Raw genomic sequence first — 20,612 nt, 5'->3', positions numbered from 1 at the left:
GACGCCCGGCTCCCGGGGCCGAGGGTCCCCGCTCGCGGCGAGCGGGCCGGCGGTGTCCCGCCCCGGCCGTCCGGCCGGGCGTCAGGCGTAGCGCCCGGCCATCGCGGGCAGCCCTGTCACCATGGAGACACTCCCCTGGTGGCACGACGCCGTCGTCTATCAGATCTACGTGCGCAGCTTCGCCGACGCCGACGGTGACGGGGTGGGGGACCTCGAGGGGGTACGGCGGCGCCTGCCGTACCTGTCCGCGCTCGGCGTGGACGCCGTGTGGCTCACCCCGTTCTACCGGTCGCCCATGGTCGACGGGGGCTACGACGTGGCGGACCACCGCGACGTGGACCCGCTCTTCGGGGACCTCGCCACGTTCGACCGGCTGGTCGCCGACGCGCACGCCCACGACCTGAAGGTCATCGTCGACCTGGTGCCGAACCACACCTCCTCGGCGCACCCGTGGTTCCGCGAGGCGCTGGCGGCGCCCAAGGGCTCGCCCGAGCGCGACCGGTACATCTTCCGGGACGGCGTCGACGGCGGGCCGCCGAACAACTGGCGGTCGGTGTTCGGGGGCCCGGCGTGGACGCAGGTGCCGGACGGGCAGTGGTACCTCCACCTGTTCGCGCCCGAGCAGCCGGACCTCAACTGGCGCAACCCCGAGATCCACGCCGAGTTCCTCGACATCCTGCGGTTCTGGCTCGGCCGCGGGGTGGACGGCTTCCGTATCGACGTGGCGATGGGCCTGTACAAGGACGAGGCGCTGCCGTCGATCCCGGAGGAGGCGCAGGACCTGCGCTCCGGCACCCCGATCTGGGGCCGGCCGGAGGTGCACGACGTCTACCGGGAGTGGCGCAAGCTGCTCGACCGGTTCGACGGTCACCGCATGCTCGTCGGCGAGGTGTGGACCGACTCGGTGGAGGACCTCGCCCGGTACGTGCGCGGCGACGAGCTGCACCAGTGCTTCAACTTCGCCTGGCTGGAGGCGCCCTGGGACGCCGCCGCGTTCCGCTCGGTCATCGACGACACCCTCGCCGCGCTCGGCGCGGCGCCCACCTGGGTGCTCTCCAACCACGACGTGGTACGGCACGTCACCCGGTACGCCGAGGGCGCGCCGGAGCCGGGCGTGGGCGCGGCGCGGGCCCGGGCAGCCGTGCTCGCGATGCTCGCCCTGCCGGGCTCGGTCTACCTCTACCAGGGAGAGGAACTCGGCCTACCCGAGGTGACGGACCTTCCGCCCGAGGTGCGCCAGGATCCCACCTTCTTCCGCACCGGGGGCGAGGTGCCGGGACGCGACGGCTGCCGCGTCCCGCTCCCCTGGTCGGGCTCCCGCCCGCCGTTCGGCTTCTCGCTCACCGGGTCGGCGGCGCCGTGGCTGCCCCAGCCGGCGGACTGGGCCGAGCTCACCGTGGAGCGCCAGCTCGCCGACCCGGAGTCGATGCTCTCCTTCTACCGGAAGGTGCTCGCGCTCCGGCGGAGCCTCGTCGGCGCGCTGCCGGACCGGATCGGCTGGCTCGACTCGCCCGACAAGGTGCTCGCCTTCGCCCGCGGCGACCTGATCTGCGTGCTCAACTGCGGCCGCGGGCACGTGGCCCTGCCGCCGCACCGCACGATGCTCGCCGCCAGCGGCCCGCTGACCGCGGACGGGCTGCCGCCGGACACCGCCGCATGGCTCGCCGCCCGCTGAACCGGGCCGCGGCGCCCCTCCCGTGCCGCCGGTGCCGCCGCGCCGGTGCGCGGCGGCTTCTGCGGATCAGTCGCGGGTGAGCTTGCGGTAGGTGACGCGGTGCGGCCGCGCCGCCTCCGGGCCGAGACGCTCGATCTTGTTCTTCTCGTAGTCCGCGAAGTTGCCCTCGAACCAGAACCAGTTCGAGCCGCCCTCCCAGGCGAGGATGTGGGTGGCGATCCGGTCGAGGAACCAGCGGTCGTGCGAGGTGACCACGGCGCAGCCGGGGAACTCGAGCAGCGCGTTCTCCAGCGACGACAGGGTCTCGGTGTCGAGGTCGTTCGTCGGCTCGTCGAGCAGCAGCACGTTGCCGCCCTGCTTGAGGGTGAGCGCGAGGTTGAGCCGGTTGCGCTCGCCGCCGGACAGCACGCCCGCGGGCTTCTGCTGGTCCGGGCCCTTGAAGCCGAACGCGGCGATGTAGGCGCGCGACGGCATCTCGACCTGGCCGACCTTGATGTGGTCGAGCCCGTCGGAGACGACCTCCCAGACCGTCTTCTTCGGGTCGATGCCGGCCCGGTTCTGGTCGACGTAGGAGAGCTTGACGGTCTCGCCGATGGTGATCGTGCCGCTGTCCGGCGTCTCGTCGCCGACGATCAGCCGGAACAGCGTGGTCTTGCCGACGCCGTTCGGGCCGATGATGCCGACGATGCCGTTGCGCGGCAGGGAGAAGGACAGGTTCTCGATGAGGACGCGGTCGCCGTAGCCCTTGGTGAGGTCCTTCACCTCGATCACCGTGGTGCCGAGGCGCGGGCCGGGCGGGATCTGGATCTCCTCGAAGTCGAGCTTGCGGTACTTGGCGGCCTCGGCGGCCATCTCCTCGTAGCGCTGCAGACGCGCCTTGCTCTTGGCCTGCCGCGCCTTGGGGTTGGAGCGCACCCACTCCAGCTCCGCCTCGAGGCGCTTCTTGCGCTTGGCGTCCTTCTGGCCCTCGATCTTGAGCCGGGCGGCCTTGGTCTCCAGGTAGGTGGAGTAGTTGCCCTCGTACGGGTAGCAGCGGCCGCGGTCGAGCTCGAGGATCCAGTTCGCGACGTTGTCGAGGAAGTACCGGTCGTGGGTGACGGCGAGCACGGTGCCGGGGTACTTCTCCAGGTGCTGCTCGAGCCACTGCACGCTCTCGGCGTCGAGGTGGTTGGTGGGCTCGTCGAGCAGCAGCAGGTCGGGCTGCTCCAGCAGCAGCTTGCACAGGGCGACACGGCGACGCTCACCACCGGAGAGCTTCGTCACGTCGGCGTCGGGCGGCGGGCAGCGCAGCGCGTCCATCGCCTGCTCCAGCAGGCTCTCGATCTCCCACCCGTTACGGGCGTCGAGCTCGTCCTGCAGCTTGCCCATCTCCGCGAGCAGCTCGTCGCTGTAGTCGGTCGCCATCTTCTCGGCGATCTCCTCGTACCGGGCCCGCAGCCGGAGCGTCTCGGCCACGCCCTCCTGGACGTTGCCGAGCACGGTCTTGGTCTCGTCGAGCTGCGGCTCCTGCATGAGAATGCCGACGGTGAAGCCCGGCATGAGCCTCGCCTCGCCGTTCGACGGCTGCTCCAAGCCGGCCATCATCTTCAGCAGCGACGACTTCCCGGTGCCGTTCGGCCCCAGCACGCCGATCTTCGCCCCGGGCAGGAAGTGCAACGTGACGTCGTCAAGGACAACTTTGTCGCCGTACGCCTTGCGCACGCGCTGCATGGTGTAGATGTACTCCGGCATGCCCTCCAGCTTAGTGGGCGTGTAGCACTGCTAACGGGCGTGCGTCGCCGCCGATGCCGGGCATCGCGGGCGTTTCACGACCGCGGGCGGCGGTGCTCGGGCGGGGTGTGGCCGGGGGCGGGCAGGCAGACCCGGTCCCGGCCGAGCTCCTTGGCGCGGTAGAGGGCGAGGTCGGCTGCGGCGAGCAGGTCGAGCAGGTCCTCGCCGTGGAGGTTCATCACCGCGACCCCGGCCGACACGGTGACGGTGATGGCGGCGTCGTTGACCGGGACCGCCATGTGGGCGACGTGCATGCGCAGCCGCTCGGCGACGTTGCGCGCCTCGACGACCTCGGTGTTCGGCAGCAGGACCACGAACTCCTCACCGCCGAACCGGCCCACCACGTCATACTCCCGCACCTGGGAGCGCAGCGTGGCGGCCACGCCGGCGAGCACCCGGTCCCCGACGAGATGGCCGTGCTTGTCGTTGACCTGCTTGAAGTGGTCGATGTCGAGGATGATGAGGGCGAGCGTCTGCCCGGTGCGCCGGGCCCGGACGATCTCGGTCTCCGCCTCGCGCTGCCACGCGGCGGCGTTGAGCAGGCCGGTCTTGCCGTCGGTGCGCGCCGCCGCCTGGAGCTGGGCGTGCAGCAGGCTGCGCTGCAGCAGCACGATCGGCGGCAGCGTGACCAGCAGCAGCCACGGGCTCAGCGCGAACGCGATGGTGACGAGCACCCCCAGGCACAGCTCGACGAGGTCGAGGGTGGCGCTCTCCCGGTCCCACAGCAGCTGCCGCCACGGGGTGCGCGGTTCGGCGGTGTGCGCGGCGATCGCGATCAGCGCGGTGTTGAGCACCGTGAACACCACCCCGCAGCCGATCGCGAGGGGCACCGTCGCGTTCACCCCGAGCGCGAGGCCGTCGCCCGCCGGGGCGAGCCAGTGGAAGGCCATCGAGGCGGCGCCCGCCGCGAGCCCGATCGCGGCCGCGCTGAACACCCGGCGGTAGACCACCGTCTCCCGCACCCGGAGGTGGAGGAGGAACTGCAGGGGAAGCGGGAGCAGCAGCGCGTAGGCCGGGGGCAGCAGCAGCGCGGCCGGGAGCCACCAGGCCGACAGCAGGTCGCGGGAGACGCCGGCCGGGACCCCGAGCCGGCGGCGCGCCTCGATGCACACGGCGCCGCAGGCGAGCAGGGCGGCGAACGTCGCCAGGTCGCGTCCCTCCAGCCGGGTCGCGAGCAGGGCCCCGGAGAGCGTGACGAGATAGAGCGCCACGATGCAGCAGACGTAGCCGACGAGGGCGCGCCGCTCGCCCAACAGCGGCCATCGGGCGGCTCGTGCGGCGATGACGCCACGCGGCTTGGCTGAGACCGGATCGGCGGCCACCATCGCATCCCCCAAAACACATCGATCGCCTCGTCACGAGCCGCCGCAGGGACGACTCCGATGTGTAACACAATAGTTGCGGACTGTGCGATGTGCGACGGAAACCGATAGGCTGCCTTGGGTGGATCCGCGTATCCGGCAGCGGATCGAGTGGAAAGGAGCAGGCCATGACGCAAGGCGTCATCTGGACTTGAATCCGCGTTCTCACCCTGTGTTGCGCCATCGGCCGGCTCCGGTAGGCCTTCGCCCTCCGGTGAGGACCGACCCGGTACCGCCGATGCCCCCTCCCCCATCGCCGAGCGCCCCTCCCCCGTCCCCCGGCGCCGAGGCGGCCACGGCCGTGCCCACGCCGGCCCGGCGCCATGACCGCCCCGGACGGGGTCGCCAGGGCTAGGCCGCGATGCCGCCCGCGGCCGGCCGCCGCTCGTCGTCGCCCCAGGCGGCGTCGGCCGTGACCATGTCGGCCGTGACCATGGGGGCGGGATCGTCGCCGAGAAGGCCGGCCGCGGGGTCGGCGGGATCGGCGGAATCGACGGGACCACCGCCATGACCGGCGCCTTCGGGATCTCCCGGCACGTCGCCGGCCCACTCCGCGCCGTCGCCGGCGTCGCCCGACCCGTGCCCGCCGCCGGGCACGGCGCGCATCGCCCGCGGCGGCTTCTCGAACGTGGCGATGCCCCACTTCAGGTCATGGCCGACGGAGCTCGCCTCGACCTCGGCGATCACCCGGCGCTCGCCGTCGCGCTCGAACTCCCGGATGCGCAGCCGCCCGTGCACCACGACCGGATGGCCGCGCCGGATCGACTGGGCGACGTTGTCGGCGAGGCCGCGATAGCAGCGCACCGCGTAGAAGGAGGGCGGGGAGCTCATCCACTCCTGGGTCCGCCGGTCGAGGTAGCGGCGGGAGGTGGCCACCCGGATCGCGGTGACGCGGGAGCCGTCCGCGAGGGGGTACTGCCGGGGATCATGGGTGACGTTGCCGGTCAGCGTGATGTAGACGTCGTTCATCGTTGCCTCCTGTCGCTCGAGCCGGTCCCGCGGACCGCCTTCCGGGCCGGAGGGCGGCGCTCGCGCCCTCCGGCGGAGGCAACGATTCCGCATCCGGGCCCGCCACACGGCGCCCGAATCCGGTTCTGTGGATACCCGCCGGTAGCGTCAGCGGCGGACCACGGACAGCGCGCCGAAGAACTCGTTGCAACGCTGCAGCTCGCGCTCGGCGGGCCCGATCACCATCTCCTCGGCGATCGCCTCGACGCGCTTGCGCATCTCCCGCTCGAGCCGCTCGCGCTCGGCGGCCGCGCTGCGCCGGATGAAGTTGCGGCAGGCCGACGCGGCGAACGCGCCCAGCCCGAGCACCGAGGCCATGACCAGCGCGAGCCACGGCAGCACGCCGGGATCGTCGAGGAGGGCGCCCGGCGCGTCGGCCACGTCGAGCACGCCGTACACCAGGATCGCCATGGTCCACAGGATCCCGGCGAGGAGCAGCCCGACCAGGGCGTACTGGCCGAGCTTGACCGCCTTCCACCAGCCGGGCACCTCGTCCGGTCGCGGCGCCATCCGGGACAGCTCCTCCGACAGCCGCTGCGGCAGCGCCGCCGACGCCTGCCGTACCGCGTCCCGCACGCCGTCGGCCCAGGGGTCGGGCAGGCCGGCGGTGACCCCGTCGACCAGGCCCTGCACCGCGGTGGCCACCTCGGCGGGCTGCGCGGTCACCCCGCTGCGCACCAGGTCGCCGATCTCCCCGCGCAGGTCGCCCAGCCGCAGGTTGTGCAGCGGGTCGGGGCGCAGCCGCTCCGCCCACCGCGCGTACGGCCAGCCGACCCACTCCTCGGCGCGGGCGATCTGCACGTTCTCCATCGCCTCGCCGACCGCGGTGAGCCCGACCGCGTCGCACAGCGCCCGGGTGAGCGCCTCCCGCCGCGCCGGGTCCACGGTCGTGGGCGTGGCCGGGTTCTCGTGCGCGGGCAGCGACCTGACCAGCTCGGCGACCACGTGGTCGAGGTCGGCCTCGATGCGCTGCACGGCGGCGCGGCGCTGGGAGACCGCCTCGGCGATCACGCCCTTGAGCCCGTCGATGCCCCGCCCGGTGAGCGCCGAGGTGGACACCAGCCGCGGGTGTTCCACCCCCTCGCGCTTGAGCAGGTCGGCGAGGTCGCCGACGCACTCGACGAGCTCCTCGGGGGAGAGTTTGTCCACCTGGTTGAGCACGAACACCGTGGTGGCCTCGTGCCCGACGAGCTGGGACAGGTACCGCCGGTGGATCGAGGCGTCGGCGTACTTCTGCGGGTCGAGCACCCAGATGACCAGGTCGGCGGCCTTGATGAGCCGCTCGGCCTCGGAGTCGTTGAGCGCGCGGATCGAGTCGTGGTCGGGCAGGTCGAGCAGGATGAGCCCGTGCAGCCGGCTCTCCCCGCGGTCGAGCGCGCTCGCCCGGGCGAAGCGGTGCCGCCACTGGATCTGCAGCCAGTCGAGCAGGGGCGCGGCCCCCTCCAGCCCCCACACGCAGGCGTGCGTGCGCGCCGTGGTGGGCCGCCGCACTCCCGTGGGCGACAGCTCGAGCCCGGAGATCCGGTTGAACAGCGACGATTTCCCGCTGCCGGTGCCGCCCGCGAGCGCCACCACGGTGTGCTCGCTGGACAGCCGGAGCCGGTCACCGGCCCGCATGAGGAGGCGGCCGGCCTCGTCGAGAATCTCGGGATCGACCCGGCCGGCACCGAGCTCGACGATACGGGCGAGCGCGGCGAGCCGGGCACCAAGACCGAACTGTGCTGAGGCGGTCGTCGTGCCTGGAGTCATCGGGCGACCTCAAGGTTGTAGGTGGCCTGGTAGAGCCGTGCCGCGGCGGACTCGTCCGGGATGCCCGCGCTGTCGAGCACGTGGACGTGGCGCACCGTCTCCTCGTCGAAGAGCATGCTGATCCGGGCGCGCAGGTCGCTGCGCGCCTTGGCGGCGATGTTGCGCAGGGACTCCGCGCCGAGCAGCCCGCGGAGCAGGCGTTCCGGCAGCGAGCCCTTGGTGCTCGTGGTGGCGGTGTCGGCGAACTCGTAGCCGAGCAGTCCCACGGTGAAGATGACCGCGAGCGAGTCGACGTCGACCGAGAGCACCCGGGCGATCGACCGCTTGGTCACGCCCTCGGTGCGGACCAGCTCGACGATGTGGTCCTGCCAGGCGCTCACCGCCTCGCCGGCCCGCCGTACCAGCTCGTCCGACGGTTTGCCGAGGCCGGGGGTGGCGGCGAGCCGCTCGCCGACCGGCGACCGGTTGCGCCAGCGGGTGACCACGTCCTCGGCCGCCCGCTGCGCGGCGGCGACGATGATCGACTCCAGCCCGGAGGCGACCGCCTGCTTGAGCGCGCGCAGCCGCATCGGGGCCTCCTGCCGCGCCTTGCTCGCGAAGCGGCCGGGGCGGCGCAGGTGCTGCAGCGCGTGCCGGATGTCGCCGGAGCCGACGAAGTCCTGCCAGCGGGCGAGCACCTCGCCGCGCAGCAGCGAGCCGTTGCGGGTGGCCTCGTCGATCTCGGCGAGCGCGGCCATGTACGCGGCGTCCACGTCGGTGCGCAGCTCGGCCCGGAACGCCACCTGCGCCTCGAGCTGGCGGGCGAGCGCCGGGATGCGGACCCGGAAGCTGTTGAGCGCGCCGTCGAGCGTGGTGCGGATCGCCCGGGCGCGGCGGTCGTCGTCGACCGACAGCTCCTCCAGCCAGGTGCGCAGCTCGGCGATCTCCTCGTCCGGGAGCCGCCCGTCGGTCACCGTGGTCTCGTGGATGACGAAGCGCTCCACGTCGCCGAGGCCGTAGTCGTCGAGCATGCGGCCGAAGTGCTTGAGCACCACGTCGCGGGCCTTGGGCGTCACCCGGGCGACCACGATGACGAACCGGGCGCCCCGCTCCTTGGCCAGCTTGAGCAGGTGCCAGGCGGGCGCGTCGGCGTACCGGGCCGCCGTGGTGACGAACACCCACAGGTCGGCGACGTCGAGCATGCGGTGCGCGATCTCGTGGTGCTCCTCGACCGCCGAGTCGATGTCCGGGGTGTCGAGCAGCGCGATGTTCTCCGGCAGCCCGGGCGAGGTGGTGAGCACGAAGCTCGACATGCTCGGCCCGAGGCCGGGCCGGGTCACCCGGGTCAGCCCGCTGAGCACGTTGCCCCGGGCGAACCACTCGCGGTCGTTCGGGTGGCAGACGAGCACGGGCGTGCCGGTGGTCGGCCGCCGCACCCCGGTGGCGCTGACCTTCGTCCCGGCGAGCGAGTTGACGATCGTGGACTTGCCCGCGCCGGTCGAGCCCGCCACCACGACGAGCGCCGGGGCGGTGCTCATGTGCACCCGCGGGATCACGTAGTTGCCGAGCTGGGAGAGGATCTCCGCCTGCACCTTGCGGGCCTCCACCGCGCCCGGCAGGTCGAGCCCGAAGTTCAGCCCGATCAGGCTCTCGCGCAGCTCGGCGAGGGCCGCGCTGAAGGCGCGGGACACCGGCTCGGGCACCGGCACCTCGCGGGTGCGCGGCGGCGTGTCCTCGTCGGCCCGGCCGGTCTCGGGCTCGGGCTCCGGCGCGGTCTCCTGCTCCGCCGCCGGTTCCGCGCGCTCGGGTTCGGACCCGGTCTCGCCGGTGGCCTCGTCGCCCGCCTCGGCCGCCTTGGCCGGCTCGGCCGCCGGTTCCGCCGCGGGTTCCGTCTCCGGTTCCGGCCGCCCGGCCGCGGACGCGGGCTCGCCGGCGGTCTCGCCGGCTGTCTCAGGCGCCGCCTCGGCGACCTTGGCCGCCTCGTTCGCCTCCCGGTCCGGTTCCGGCTTCGGCGGATCGGGCCGCTCGGGGTCCTCGGCGACGCGCGACGGACGCCACTCGAGGCCGGCGGGCCCGGCCTGCCGTACGGCCGCCGCCGGCCCGGCCCGCTCCGGGGACGGCGCGCCGCCGGCGACCGGTGCCACCGCGGTCCCGCCGGGACCGGTCACCGGCTCGTCCCGCGCGGGGGCGGCGGCGCGGGCGCGCGCCGCCGGATGCATCGTGGGCCGGGTCGGCCCGTCGGCCGCGTCCGCGGGGTCGGCGTCCGAGGGGTCGGCGCCCTCCTCGTCGCGGATGGGCTCGAACGACAGCGTCTGCTCGCCGGGCGACTCGGTGTCGTCGCCCATCGGCGTCCGCCCGGTGGGTTCGTTCGCAGCCGGGTTCACGGAATCCGCTCCGCTCGCACCATCTCGATCTCCTGGCCGACCCTGACCACCTCGCCGACGACCACCGTCGCCGGCGGGCGGATTCCAGCCGCGGCCACGCGTTCCGCCACCGTGCCGAGCGTGGCGGAAACGGCTCGCTGGGTGGGAAGAGTACCGTCCTGCACCACCATCACGGGAGTTTCTGGAGAACGTCCGTTTTCGAGGAGTGTGTCAGCGATCGCCGCGATGCGCTCGACGGCCATGAGCAGGACCAGGGTGCCGTTCGACCGGGCGAGCGCCGGCCAGTCCACGGTGGACTGCGGGTGCCCCGGCGGCACGTGCACCGAGATCACGTGGAACTCCTGGGTGACGCCGCGATGGGTGACCGGCACCCCGGCCGCCGCGGGGGCGGCGATGGCGCTGGTGATGCCCGGCACCACGGTGACGGGTATGCCGGCCCGGGCGCAGGCGATCATCTCCTCGCCGCCCCGGCCGAACACGAAGGGGTCGCCGCCCTTCAGCCGCACCACGAACTTCCCCTGCCGGGCGTGCTCGATGATCAGCTCGTTGATCTTCTCCTGCGCCAGGTAGCGGCCGTACGGGATCTTCGCCGCGTCGATCAGCTCGACGTCCGGCGGCAGCTCGTCGAGGAGCGCGCGCGGGGCGAGGCGGTCGGCGATCACGACGTCTGCCTGGGCGAGCAGCTGCCGCCCGCGTACCGTGATCAGCCCGGGATCGCCCGGTCCCCCGCCGACGAGCGCGACGCCGACCGGCTTGGTGCGGTTGCGGCGGGCGTCGACGGTGCCGTCGCGCAGCCCGTTGACGATCGCGTCGCGGATGCTGGCGGCCCGGCGCGGGTCGCCGCCCGCGGTCACCGCCACGCCGATCTCGCCCACCTGCCCGCTCGCCGGGGTCCACGCGGCCGAGGCGTCCCGGTCGTCGGCGCGCACGCACCAGATGCGCTTCGCCTCGGCCTCGGCGGCGACCGCGGTGTTCACCGCGCGGTCGTCGGTGCACGCCTGCACGAGCCACGCGCCGTCGCAGTCGCCGACCTGGTAGCGCCGGCGCTCCCAGTGCACCCGGCCGTCCGCGATGAGGTCGTCGAGCGCGGGGGTGACGCTCGGCGAGACGATCGTGACGCGGGCTCCGGCGGCGAGCAGCGCCGGTACCCGTCGCTGGGCCACCCGACCGCCCCCCACGACGAGCACGCGCCGCCCTTCCAGGCGCAGGCCGAGCATGTAGGGCGACATGACGCGGTTTCCCTCCATGGCGGCAAGATCGGCGGGGCGCGGTACGTGAGTTAACCTACAGCGCCATTGTTTCAGGAAGGGCAGGTTATCGCCCCTGACCGCGATCTCCCACATTGTGCCGGTCGGTGCGGTCAGGAACCATTGTCGACCCTGCGGAGGGCACACCGAACGGCACGTCCGGAGGACACCGGTACGGCACGGCGGACTGCGCGCATGCCCGGAACCGGCCACCGCGAACCCGGCGCGGGCCGCGCGGCCGTCACTCCTTCTCGGAGACGCCCGCCGAGTCGAAGGTGGCGACCTCGTGCATGACGCGGGCCGCGGCGCACACGAGCGGGTGGGCGAGCACGGCGCCGGTGCCCTCGCCGAGCCGCAGCTCCAGGTCGACGAGCGGCCGCAGCCCGAGGTGCTCCAGGGTGGCGGCGTGCCCGGGCTCGGCCGAGCGGTGACCGGCGAGGCAGTAGTCGATCGCGCGGGGCGCGATGCCCGCGGCCACCAGGGCGCCCGCCCCGGCGATCACGCCGTCGAGGATGACCGGCACCCGCGCGGCCGCGGCGCCGAGGATGAACCCGGCGATCGCGGCGTGCTCGAGGCCGCCGACCCGGGCGACCACCTCGATCGCGGGCACCTCCTCGGACGGCAGGCCGTTGGCCTCGAGGCCGCGGCGTACCACCTCGATCTTGTGCCGCAGCGTGGCGTCGTCGATCCCGGCGCCGCGGCCGGTGACGAGCTCGGGGTCCCGGCCGGTGAACGCGGAGACCAGGGCGGCCGAGGCGGTGGTGTTCGCGATGCCCATGTCGCCCGCGATCAGGCAGCGGGCGCCGTAGCGGACGAGGTCGGCGGCGATCTCGGCGCCGGTGGCGATCGCGCGCTCGGCCTGCTCGCGGGTCATCGCCGGGCCCTGGGACAGGTCGGCGGTGCCGTACGCGATCTTGCGGTTGACCAGTCGCGGCGTGGGCGGCAGGTCGGCGGCGACGCCGACGTCGACCACGGTCACCGTGGCCCCGGCCTGGTTGGCGAACGCGTTGACCACCGCGCCGCCGGCGAGGAAGTTCGCCACCATCTGGGCGGTGACCTCCTGCGGCCAGGGGGTGACGCCCTGGGCGTGCACGCCGTGGTCGGCGGCGAACACGGCGACGGCCGCGGGGTGCGGGATCGGCGCCGGGCAGGTCCCGGCGATCCCGGCGAGGCGGACCGCGACGTCCTCGAGCGAGCCGAGCGCGCCGCGCGGCTTGGTGAGCCGGTCCTGGTGCTCGCGGGCGGCCCGCGCGGCGGCCTCGTCGAGCGGATCGATCGCCGCGACGATCCGGGCCACGGCCTCCGCGGGCGTCATCGCAGCACCTGCCGCCGGTCGGCGAGCTCCACGGTCAGCGCCTCCTCGTAGCGTTCGATCACGACGTCGGCGAGGCCCTCGCAGTCCCCGATGGCCTCGGCGCAGCGGATGTCGAGCCCGTCGTGGCCCGCCGCGTACGCCATCGCCTGCGCCCAGACCCGTTCCAGGTCGGAATCGGCGAAAACATGGTAGGGCAGCACGATCGCACGCTTTGCACCGAGTCGTCGGCATCGCTCCAACCCGCCGGCCACGCCCGGCCGGGTGAGCGGCGACATGTAGGCGGTCTCCACGGTGAGGTAGCCGGAGGCGTAGGTCTCCCACAGCAGGCGGGAGGTCCGGTGCACGTCCGCGTTCCCGGCCGGGTCGGTGGAGCCGCCGCCGACGAGCACGATCGCGGTCTCCGACCGGCTCACGCCCGGGGTGGACTGGGCCGTGGCGGCGGGCACGGCGGCGAGGCGGGGGATCTCCGCCTCGGCGTCGGCGAGCCGCTCGGCGAGCAGGCCGAGCACGCCCAGGTCGGGGCCGAGCGGCCGGGCGAGGTCGTACCGCAGCGTCGGGTGGCGCTCCTGCTCCCGGGCGAGGGCCGCGCGCAGCGCGGTGAGGACCTGGTCGTGCTCGGTGAGCACGAGGGGCAGCACCACGATGCGGTGGTGCCCGCGGGCCACCAGCGAGGCGACCGAGTCGCGCAGGCGCGGCTCGGACCGGTCGAGGAATCCGCCGCACACGTCGGCGGCGATGTGCTCGAGGCGACAGCGCAACCGGTGCACGAACCTGCCGAATTCGGCGGTGCCGCTATTGTCGTCGGTGCCGGTCCCGATCAGCAGCAGCGGCGGCTTCATCTCGGTCTCCCCTGGTCGGCCTGCAGCGGCAGACCGCGAGGATACTCCAAAGCGCACCACGGCGTCCCGAGCTTGGAATTTTCAGCACGAAACCGCTCATTCGCCCCTGAGCAGGCTGAACAATATGCCGTCCACGTAGCCGCCGGGCACCGGCACCGCCCGGCGCATCACCCCCTCCCGGGTGAACCCGGCCTTCTTCGCCACCGCCTGGCTCGCCACGTTCCCGTCCGCGACCACGAGGTGGACCCGCTGGAAGCCGCGCTCGAACAGGTGCTCGCTGATCGCCCGGGTCGCCTCGGTGGCGTAGCCGCGGCGGCGCGCCCACGGCGCGATCCAGTAGCCGATCTCGGCGTCGCCGCGCTCCCAGTCGGCCCGGTGCACCCCGGCCGACCCGGCGAGCCGCCCGCCGTCCCGCGGCTCGAGCGCGAAGTGCACGGCGGTGGCCACGTCGATGTGGGCGAGCCGGGTGCACCACTGGAGCGCGCTCTCCATCGTGTACCCGGCGGCCCACGGCATCCAGCGCCGGATCTCCGGGTCGCCGGCGACCGCGGCGAGCACGTCGGGGGCGTCCGCCGCGGTGAACGGGCGCAGCAGCAGCCGCTCGCTCTCCAGCCGCAGCCCGGTGTGGAACCCGGTGTACGGCATGGGCGGATCCCCGGCGATCCGGCCGAACACCAGCAGGTCGTGCGGGCCGTCGTCCTCGAAGCCGCCGCCGCGCAGCAGGCCCTCCCGGGTGAACCCGGCCTTCTCCGCCACCCGGATCGAGGCGGCGTTGTCGAGGTTGACCCGCAGCTCGACCCGGCGCAGGCCGCCCGGGCCGAGCGCCCACGAGGTGAGCAGGCGCACCGCCTCGGTGGCGTACCCGCGCCCCCGGTGGCCGGGGAGCACGCCGTACCCGATCTCGGTGGTGCCGGCGCCCCAGTGGGTCTTGAACAGGCTGATGGCGCCCACGATCTCGCCCGCGGCCTCCATCGCGAGGTGGATGCCCTCGCCGGAGCGGAGCGGCTCGTGGACGCCGTGACTCAGCCACTGGTCGACGTAGGCGAGGTGACCGGGCGCGCCGGGCGGCAGGAAGGAGGCGGTCCCGGCGGCGACGATCGCCCGCACCTGGGGCGCGTCCTTCGGCCCGAAGGGGCGCAGCACCAGCCGTTCCGACGAGAGCGTGAGGTGGGCGTCGAAACCTGGCATGGTCACCCCTCGACGAGGCCGGGCGGTACGGATCTCATCCCACCACTATCGCAACCACCCCCGCCGGTACGGCACGGCCCCCGGCGCCCCACCGGTCACCGGGCGCGCAGCACCTCGGCGATGCGCACCCGGGCGCCGGTGCGCAGCACCGCCCGCTCGTACACCCGGCCGCCGAGCCAGAGCACGAGCAGTACGGCGAGCAGCATGAGCCCGAACGCCAGGCCGATCTCCCAGACGGGCACCTCGTCCCCGGCCGCCCGCACCGGCATGATCATCGCGGAGAACGGGGGCACGACCGACAGCACGCGGGTGACCGGGCCGGCGGGCTCCATCACCGAGTAGATCGCCACGAAGTAGCCGCCCATGAGCAGCAGCGTGGCCGGGGTGAGCGCGGACTGCAGCTCCTCCTGGCGGGAGACGAGGGAGGCGATCGCGGCGTACAGCACCGCGTAGAAGGCGTAGCCGAGCAGGAACCAGGCGAGGGTGAGGGCGAGCACGCCGCCGGTGTCCTCGGGCAGCTCCGGCAGCAGCCCGCTGAACTGCGCGGCGGTGTAGCCGGCGATCGCGATCACGGCGACCTGCAGCAGCCCGAGCACGCCCAGCCCGACCACCTTCCCGGCGAGGAGCTGGGCCGGGCGGATCGTGGCGAGCAGGATCTCCACGATCCGGCTGCCCTTCTCCTCGACCACGCCCATCGCGACCATGGTGCAGGCCTGAATGATCAGCACGAACAGCAGGATGACGATGGCCATGGCGAGCATGCGGCGCAGGCCCGCCTCCTTCCCGCTCGTGCCGGTGAGCGAGACCTCGGTGAGCGGCTCGACCTGCATCGCCTGCTGGACCGCGTTCGGGTCGAGCCCGGCGGCGCGCAGCCGCTCCTCGGTGGCCACCACCTGGTGCGCGGTGGCGAGCATGGTCCGCAGGTTGGCGTCGGGGGTCTCCGCGAGGATCACCCTGGCGTTGTCCACCACGGCCAGGTCGACGTCACCGGCCTCGACCCCCGCCCGGGCGGCGGCCTCGTCCTCGTAGTTCACCACGGTCAGCTGCGTGTCCTCGGCGGCCTCGGCCTGCGCGCCGAGCACGGCGGCGAGCCGGTCGCTCTGCGCGCCGACGAGGCCGACCGTGTACCGGTCCGGTACGCCGGCGAGCAGCCGCGGCAGGCCCACGGCCACGACCACGAGCAGGATGGTGACCGCCAGGCCGATGATGAACGCCTTGCTGCGGCCGCGTACGGTGATCTCCCGGCGGGCGGTGAGCCAGACCGGGCCCAGGTCCTTCACGGTGCCCCTCTCCCTCGCTGCGTCGTCCCTCTCGCGATGCCTCGTGCTCCGGCGCGGCCTCCTCCGGCGCCGGACGGTCCGCCGGTCACGCTCACGCGACCACCTCGCGGAAGATCTCGCTCAGCTTCGGCTCCACCCAGCCGAACTGCTCGACCCGGCCGAGCCGCATCGCCTCCCGGAGCACCTCCTGGTCGTCGGCGGGCTCGAGGATGACCTCGTCGCCGTCCTTCGCCACGATCGTGCCGGGCAGCCGGTCGGCCCAGCCCGGCTCGGCGTCGGAGAGCACGACGCGCAGCCGCTTGTGCCGTTCCCGGCCGCGCAGCTCGGCGACGGAGCCGACGGCGACCATGCGGCCGCTCGCGATGATGCCGACCGAGTCGCACAGCCGCTCGACGAGCTCGAGCTGGTGGCTGGAGAACACCACCGGTACGCCCGCGGCGGTGCGCTCGAGCAGCACCTCGGCGAGCGCGTCGACCGCGATCGGGTCGAGGCCGGAGAACGGCTCGTCGAGGATGAGCATCTCGGGCTCGTGCACGAGGGCGACGGCGAGCTGCACCCGCTGCTGGTTGCCGAGCGAGAGCCGTTCCACCTCGGTGTCCCGGCGCTCGGTGAGGCCGAGCCGTTCCAGCAGGTCGTCGGCTGACCGGCGGGCCCGGGCCGGGGCCATGCCGTGCAGCCGGCCGAAGTACTCGAGCTGCTCGCGGACCCGCATCTTGGCGTAGAGGCCGCGTTCCTCGGGCATGTAGCCGAACCGGCGGCGGACGGCGAAGTCGATCGGGCGGTCCTGCCAGCGCACCTCGCCCCCGTCCGCCTGGAGCACGCCCATGACGATCCGCATCGTCGTGGTCTTGCCCGCCCCGTTCGCGCCGACGAAGCCGAACATCTCGCCGGGGCGCACGGTGAGCGAGACGCCGTCGAGCGCGACCTTCTCGCCGTACCGTTTTCTCAGCTCGTCAATGCGGAGCATCCACCGCACCTTTCGTTGGTTTTGTCACGATCTCCTGCAACACGGACACGTACTCGGCGAACGCCTTGCGCCCTCGCTCGGTGAGGGAGAGCCAGGTACGGGCGCGCTTGCCGACGAACCCCTTCTGCACCCGCACGTAGCCGGCCTCCTCGAGAGTGGCGATGTGCTTCGACAGCAGCGAGTCGCTCACCTCGATCGTGTCGCGCAGGAAGCGGAACTCGGCCTTCTCGGCCGCCGCCAGGGCCGCGACGATGGAGAGGCGTACCGGGGCGTGGATGATCTCGTCGAGCTTGTGCCGGGGATGATGGCCGCTTCCGGTGGTCGCGGTCACTGGATCGCCGGCTCCTCCCGGTCCAGGTCGCGCAGCGCCTTCAGCCCGCGCCAGCCGCCGTACAGCGGCGGGATGGCCGCGACGAGGATGCCGACGACGCCGACGACGACCGGCCAGATCCCGTCGTTCTCCCGCACGTACGGGGTCACCAGCACGTTGAAGAGGGTGGCCGCCAGGAACACGGCCATCACGACGCGCGCCAGCCGGTACAGCCTGCGTTCGTATGCGCCCCGCCGGCAGACGTAGAAGGCGGACGCGGTGGAGAACACCACCCATCCCACGACCGCGAGCGTGTCGTACGGCTCGCGGCCGAAGTGCATGACCGACCAGTAGACGGCCGTGGCGATCCCGCACGCCAGCCACCACACCGCGGTGGGCCGCGACGACCGCCGCACCTGCCGGTCGACGCGCCTGATCTCGCCGAAGGCCTGTTCCGCGCTGAGGTCGTTACCGGACCACATACGTCCCCCTTCGTCGGGTTTGATGGTAATCAACTACTCAACCGACGTTCAAGTGCTTTCCAAGTGCTCCACCTCGGGCTCGCCCGCGGGACGGCCCCACGTTTGCCGATGGCGCCAGGGGTACGGAGAGGCAAATGGCCTGATTCGCACCTTGGGTGAACGGGAGGAGAAGGTCATGGAGCGAGGGAGCCCGAAGCAGGGCGAGCGCACGACCCGGTCCGCACGGCACGCCGCCGAGGCCGCCGAGGATGTCCGGCGGGACGAGCCGATGACCGCGCCTCCCGCCGACGCGGTCGACGACGGCACCCTTCCCGGCCGGCGTCCCGCCGCGCCGCAGCGCCCCCGCATCACCCCGGCGGACGTGGAACGGCGCGCCAACCTCGCCAAGTGGCTGAGCGACGCCCGGTTCCCCGCCGACCGCCGCGCCCTGCTCACCCACGCCGTGACCAAGGCCGCGCCGGAGCCGGTGCTGCAGGCGGTGCGCACGTTGCCCGACGAGAAGTTCCACAACCTCGGCGAGGTCGCCACCGCGCTCGCGCTGAGCGCGGCCGAGCAGAAGCGCTAGCGCAACCGAAAGGGCTCGTCCGCCGCGCTCCTTCCATAAGGAGAGGTACGGCCGGCGCCCGGCCCGGCGACCGGACGCGCGCCCGGGCGAGGATGTGGTCACGGCGACAAGAAATCCATCGCCCCGGATCGGGCGCACCCGTGACGCGGGCGGCTCGCGTCGAGCGGCCCGGGCATGCCGCGAACGGCCGACGTGCCGCCCGGCACCTCGGCGACAACCCGGCCACGGAATGCCTCTGATCGGCGCAGGCGGCCGACGGCTCGGCAGGAATCGCGCGAAAGCCGTACGAGATCGGCGTGGGCGAGGCCGGGCCGTACCCGGCCAACGGCGGCGAGGCCGGTGACACACGCCCGCCCTGCCGCAGTGCCGGTTGCGGGGACGCCGACCGGGGCGGACGTCCCCGAGCGGATCAGTCCGTGATGATCACGACTTCGAGGGTGCGCGGCCCGTGCACGCCCTCGACCCGGTTGAGCTCGATGTCGCTGGTCGCCGAGGGGCCGCTGATCCAGGTGAGCGGGCGGCGCGGGTCGAGCCGGGCGACGGCCTCGGGCACCCGGGGGACGATCTGCTCGGCGCGCACCAGGCACAGGTGGTAGTCGGGCACGAGGGTGAGCGCCCGGCGCCCCTGGCCCGGCCCGGCGTCGAGCACGATCGTGCCGGTCTCGGCGATCGCGACCGCGCACGCGCTGATCACCCCGTCGGTCCGGTCGAGCTCGGCCGCGGACAGCGGCGGGTCGTCGGCGAGCCGTTCGACCTCGGCGTCGGCCCGCGCCAGCCAGGTGCCGGGCAGCCCGGCGGGCACGACGAGCCGCCGCACCCCGCGCCTGGCGAGCGCGTCGGCGACCGTGCCGGGCACGTCGTCCGCGGCGACCGTGTGCACGATCGCCCGGTAGTCCCGGACCCGCTCGGCGAACAGCTCGATCAGGGTCTCGCGCGGCATGCGCGCGCCGGTGCGGTAGGCGCGGCGGATCCGCTGCTCGGGCGCGACCGCCACCGCGGCGCGGATTCGGGCGAGGATGCGCTCACGCGAGCCCGTGGCCGGGGTCACCGGGCACCTCCTTCGGTTCGGTCCCACCAGTCGCGGAACGGCTCGGCGGGGATCGGCGGGATGTCGCGGGTGTCGGTCCAGGCGGCGAGCGGCCCGGGTCCAGGGGCCCGCCGGGGGATCAGGCGGCGCAGCCGGGAGGCCAGCCGCTGCACCGCGCCGAACCGGTTCGCCCGGGCGAGCAGCCAGGACGCGGCCCGCATCACCGCCCGCTCGGCGGGTTCGTGCGGCGCCCGCGCCCGCAGGTGGACGAGGACCGTGGGGATGTCGATCGCCACCGGGCACACGTCGTAGCAGGCACCGCAGAGCGAGGAGGCGTACGGCAGCGAGGCGTCGAGCGGCGTGTCCATGCCGCGCAGCTGCGGGGTGAGGATCGCGCCGATCGGCCCGGGGTAGACCGAGCCGTACGCGTGGCCGCCCGCCCGCTCGTACACCGGGCACACGTTGAGGCATGCCGAGCAGCGGATGCAGCGCAGCGCCTGGCGGCCCACCTCGTCGGCGAGCACGTCGGTGCGGCCGTTGTCGAGCAGCACGAGGTGGAACTCGCGCGGCCCGTCGCCGGGGGTGACCCCGGTCCAGGTGGAGGTGTAGGGGTTCATCCGCTCCCCGGTCGAGGACCGCGGCAGCAGCTGGAGGAACACCTCCAGGTCCCGCCAGGTCGGCACGACCTTCTCGATGCCGACGACGCTGATCAGCGTCTCCGGCAGGGTGAGGCACATGCGCCCGTTGCCCTCGGACTCCAGCACGACCAGGGTGCCGGTCTCGGCGACCATGAAGTTCGCCCCGGAGATCGCCACCTTGGTGGTGAGGAAGCGTTCGCGCAGGTGCAGCCGGGCGGCCTCGGCGAGGGCGCGCGGGTCGTCGCCGAGGCCGTCGGGCGCGGGCCGGCCCCACTCCCCCATGTGGTCGAGGAAGATCTCGCGGATCTCGGCGCGGTTGCGGTGGATCGCCGGGACGAGGATGTGCGAGGGCCGGTCGTCGCCGAGCTGGACGATGAGCTCGGCGAGGTCGGTCTCGTACGCGGTGATGCCCGCCTCGTGCAGCGCCTCGTTGAGCCCGATCTCCTGGGTGGCCATCGACTTGACCTTCACCACCGAGGTCTCGCCGGTCGCCTTCACCAGGTCGGTGACGATGCGGTTCGCCTCGTCCGCGTCCGCGGCCCAGTGCACGTGGCCGCCGGCCTCGGTGACCGCCCGCTCCAGCTGGATCAGGTAGCGGTCGAGGTTGCGCAGCGTGTGGTCCTTGATCGCCTTGCCCGCGGCGCGCAGCTCCAGCCAGTCGGGCAGCTCGGCGACGACGTTCGCGCGCTTGCCCCGGATCGTGTGCGTCGCCTTGCGCAGGTTGAAGCGGAGCTGGGAGTCGGCGGCCGCGCGCGCCGAGCTGCGCGGGAACGCCGGCATGCCGAGGTCGACGACGTGGCCCCGCCCGGTGCTCGCCTTCGGTGCGCC

The 20,612-nt window shown here is 73.6% G+C and carries 17 protein-coding genes; 2 read left to right on the top strand and 15 right to left on the bottom strand.

Annotation, left to right across the window (positions count from 1 at the left end; all coding sequences use genetic code 11):
• Positions 1-121 precede the first annotated feature (121 nt).
• Complete coding sequence (locus tag FHX40_RS05395; RefSeq protein ID WP_142258590.1) at positions 122-1,675, top strand: glycoside hydrolase family 13 protein; 1,554 nt, start codon at positions 122-124, stop codon at positions 1,673-1,675.
• Positions 1,676-1,741: 66 nt separating this feature from the next.
• Here FHX40_RS05395 and ettA read toward each other — a convergent pair whose 3' ends face one another.
• From ettA to FHX40_RS25705, 13 genes are all read right to left on the bottom strand, one after another.
• Positions 1,742-3,406 (bottom strand): energy-dependent translational throttle protein EttA, encoded by a 1,665-nt coding sequence (gene ettA, locus FHX40_RS05390; protein WP_142258589.1) that lies wholly within the window; start codon positions 3,404-3,406, stop codon positions 1,742-1,744.
• A 74-nt stretch (positions 3,407-3,480) separates the two neighbouring features.
• A complete protein-coding gene (locus FHX40_RS05385; RefSeq protein WP_244941583.1) occupies positions 3,481-4,698 on the bottom strand; it encodes a GGDEF domain-containing protein in 1,218 nt (405 codons plus the stop codon).
• Between the two features lie 459 nt (positions 4,699-5,157).
• A complete protein-coding gene (locus tag FHX40_RS05380; RefSeq protein WP_170198723.1) occupies positions 5,158-5,775 on the bottom strand; it encodes a single-stranded DNA-binding protein in 618 nt (205 codons plus the stop codon).
• 147 nt (positions 5,776-5,922) lie between these two features.
• The gene (locus tag FHX40_RS05375; RefSeq protein WP_142258586.1) at positions 5,923-7,563 is read right to left on the bottom strand and encodes a GTPase; all 1,641 of its coding nucleotides are present in this window, start codon (positions 7,561-7,563) and stop codon (positions 5,923-5,925) included.
• Positions 7,560-9,926: a dynamin family protein gene (locus FHX40_RS05370; RefSeq protein ID WP_244941582.1), complete on the bottom strand. Its 2,367-nt coding sequence runs from the start codon at positions 9,924-9,926 to the stop codon at positions 7,560-7,562. Before FHX40_RS05370 ends, FHX40_RS05375 begins: the two co-directional genes overlap by 4 nt.
• Entirely contained in the window at positions 9,923-11,155 is a 1,233-nt protein-coding gene (gene cobA / locus FHX40_RS05365) for a uroporphyrinogen-III C-methyltransferase (protein ID WP_142258585.1), read from the bottom strand. Before cobA ends, FHX40_RS05370 begins: the two co-directional genes overlap by 4 nt.
• Positions 11,156-11,414: 259 nt before the next feature.
• The gene (gene cobT, locus FHX40_RS05360) at positions 11,415-12,488 is read right to left on the bottom strand and encodes a nicotinate-nucleotide--dimethylbenzimidazole phosphoribosyltransferase (RefSeq protein ID WP_142258584.1); all 1,074 of its coding nucleotides are present in this window, start codon (positions 12,486-12,488) and stop codon (positions 11,415-11,417) included.
• Positions 12,485-13,327, bottom strand: a complete 843-nt coding sequence (locus FHX40_RS05355; RefSeq protein WP_142258583.1) for a sirohydrochlorin chelatase — start codon at positions 13,325-13,327, stop codon at positions 12,485-12,487. The genes cobT and FHX40_RS05355 overlap by 4 nt, the downstream gene beginning before the upstream one ends.
• 96 nt (positions 13,328-13,423) lie before the next feature.
• A complete protein-coding gene (locus tag FHX40_RS25425) occupies positions 13,424-14,515 on the bottom strand; it encodes a GNAT family N-acetyltransferase (protein ID WP_229789092.1) in 1,092 nt (363 codons plus the stop codon).
• Between the two features lie 95 nt (positions 14,516-14,610).
• On the bottom strand, positions 14,611-15,795 hold the full coding sequence (locus FHX40_RS05340; RefSeq protein WP_142258582.1) for an ABC transporter permease: 1,185 nt from the start codon (positions 15,793-15,795) through the stop codon (positions 14,611-14,613).
• A 91-nt stretch (positions 15,796-15,886) separates the two neighbouring features.
• Entirely contained in the window at positions 15,887-16,762 is an 876-nt protein-coding gene (locus tag FHX40_RS05335) for an ABC transporter ATP-binding protein (RefSeq protein WP_142258581.1), read from the bottom strand.
• Positions 16,749-17,093 carry a winged helix-turn-helix domain-containing protein gene (locus tag FHX40_RS25710; RefSeq protein WP_170198722.1) on the bottom strand — a complete coding sequence of 115 codons (345 nt, stop codon included), beginning with the start codon at positions 17,091-17,093 and terminating at the stop codon, positions 16,749-16,751. Before FHX40_RS25710 ends, FHX40_RS05335 begins: the two co-directional genes overlap by 14 nt.
• Positions 17,090-17,554: a hypothetical protein gene (locus tag FHX40_RS25705; RefSeq protein WP_170198721.1), complete on the bottom strand. Its 465-nt coding sequence runs from the start codon at positions 17,552-17,554 to the stop codon at positions 17,090-17,092. Before FHX40_RS25705 ends, FHX40_RS25710 begins: the two co-directional genes overlap by 4 nt.
• A 175-nt stretch (positions 17,555-17,729) precedes the next feature.
• Between FHX40_RS25705 and FHX40_RS05325 the strand changes: the two genes are divergently transcribed.
• Positions 17,730-18,119: a DUF2795 domain-containing protein gene (locus FHX40_RS05325; RefSeq protein WP_142258579.1), complete on the top strand. Its 390-nt coding sequence runs from the start codon at positions 17,730-17,732 to the stop codon at positions 18,117-18,119.
• A 409-nt stretch (positions 18,120-18,528) separates the two neighbouring features.
• On the opposite strand, the gene FHX40_RS05320 is transcribed toward FHX40_RS05325, so the two are convergent.
• Positions 18,529-19,167: a LutC/YkgG family protein gene (locus tag FHX40_RS05320; protein ID WP_142258578.1), complete on the bottom strand. Its 639-nt coding sequence runs from the start codon at positions 19,165-19,167 to the stop codon at positions 18,529-18,531.
• Complete coding sequence (locus FHX40_RS05315) at positions 19,164-20,564, bottom strand: lactate utilization protein B (RefSeq protein ID WP_189136274.1); 1,401 nt, start codon at positions 20,562-20,564, stop codon at positions 19,164-19,166. Before FHX40_RS05315 ends, FHX40_RS05320 begins: the two co-directional genes overlap by 4 nt.
• Between the last annotated feature and the right edge of the window lie 48 nt (positions 20,565-20,612).

Origin of the sequence: Thermopolyspora flexuosa, assembly GCF_006716785.1 — a bacterium.
Classification (GTDB): Bacteria; Actinomycetota; Actinomycetes; order Streptosporangiales; family Streptosporangiaceae; genus Thermopolyspora; species Thermopolyspora flexuosa.
The sequence above is the reverse complement of the archived record's forward strand: the minus strand, read 5'-3'. Positions and strand labels throughout refer to the sequence as shown.

Bases quoted from the DNA above. Each gene is read 5' to 3' on its own strand.
- FHX40_RS05395 (WP_142258590.1), top strand. From the start codon at position 122: ATGGAGACACTCCCCTGGTGGCACGACGCCGTCGTCTATCAGATCTAC.
- ettA (WP_142258589.1), bottom strand. From the start codon at position 3,406: ATGCCGGAGTACATCTACACCATGCAGCGCGTGCGCAAGGCGTACGGC.
- FHX40_RS05380 (WP_170198723.1), bottom strand. From the start codon at position 5,775: ATGAACGACGTCTACATCACGCTGACCGGCAACGTCACCCATGATCCC.
- FHX40_RS05375 (WP_142258586.1), bottom strand. From the start codon at position 7,563: ATGACTCCAGGCACGACGACCGCCTCAGCACAGTTCGGTCTTGGTGCC.
- cobA (WP_142258585.1), bottom strand. From the start codon at position 11,155: ATGTCGCCCTACATGCTCGGCCTGCGCCTGGAAGGGCGGCGCGTGCTC.
- cobT (WP_142258584.1), bottom strand. From the start codon at position 12,488: ATGACGCCCGCGGAGGCCGTGGCCCGGATCGTCGCGGCGATCGATCCG.
- FHX40_RS05355 (WP_142258583.1), bottom strand. From the start codon at position 13,327: ATGAAGCCGCCGCTGCTGCTGATCGGGACCGGCACCGACGACAATAGC.
- FHX40_RS25425 (WP_229789092.1), bottom strand. From the start codon at position 14,515: ATGCCAGGTTTCGACGCCCACCTCACGCTCTCGTCGGAACGGCTGGTG.
- FHX40_RS05335 (WP_142258581.1), bottom strand. From the start codon at position 16,762: ATGCTCCGCATTGACGAGCTGAGAAAACGGTACGGCGAGAAGGTCGCG.
- FHX40_RS25705 (WP_170198721.1), bottom strand. From the start codon at position 17,554: ATGTGGTCCGGTAACGACCTCAGCGCGGAACAGGCCTTCGGCGAGATC.
- FHX40_RS05325 (WP_142258579.1), top strand. From the start codon at position 17,730: ATGGAGCGAGGGAGCCCGAAGCAGGGCGAGCGCACGACCCGGTCCGCA.
- FHX40_RS05315 (WP_189136274.1), bottom strand. From the start codon at position 20,564: ATGCCGGCGTTCCCGCGCAGCTCGGCGCGCGCGGCCGCCGACTCCCAG.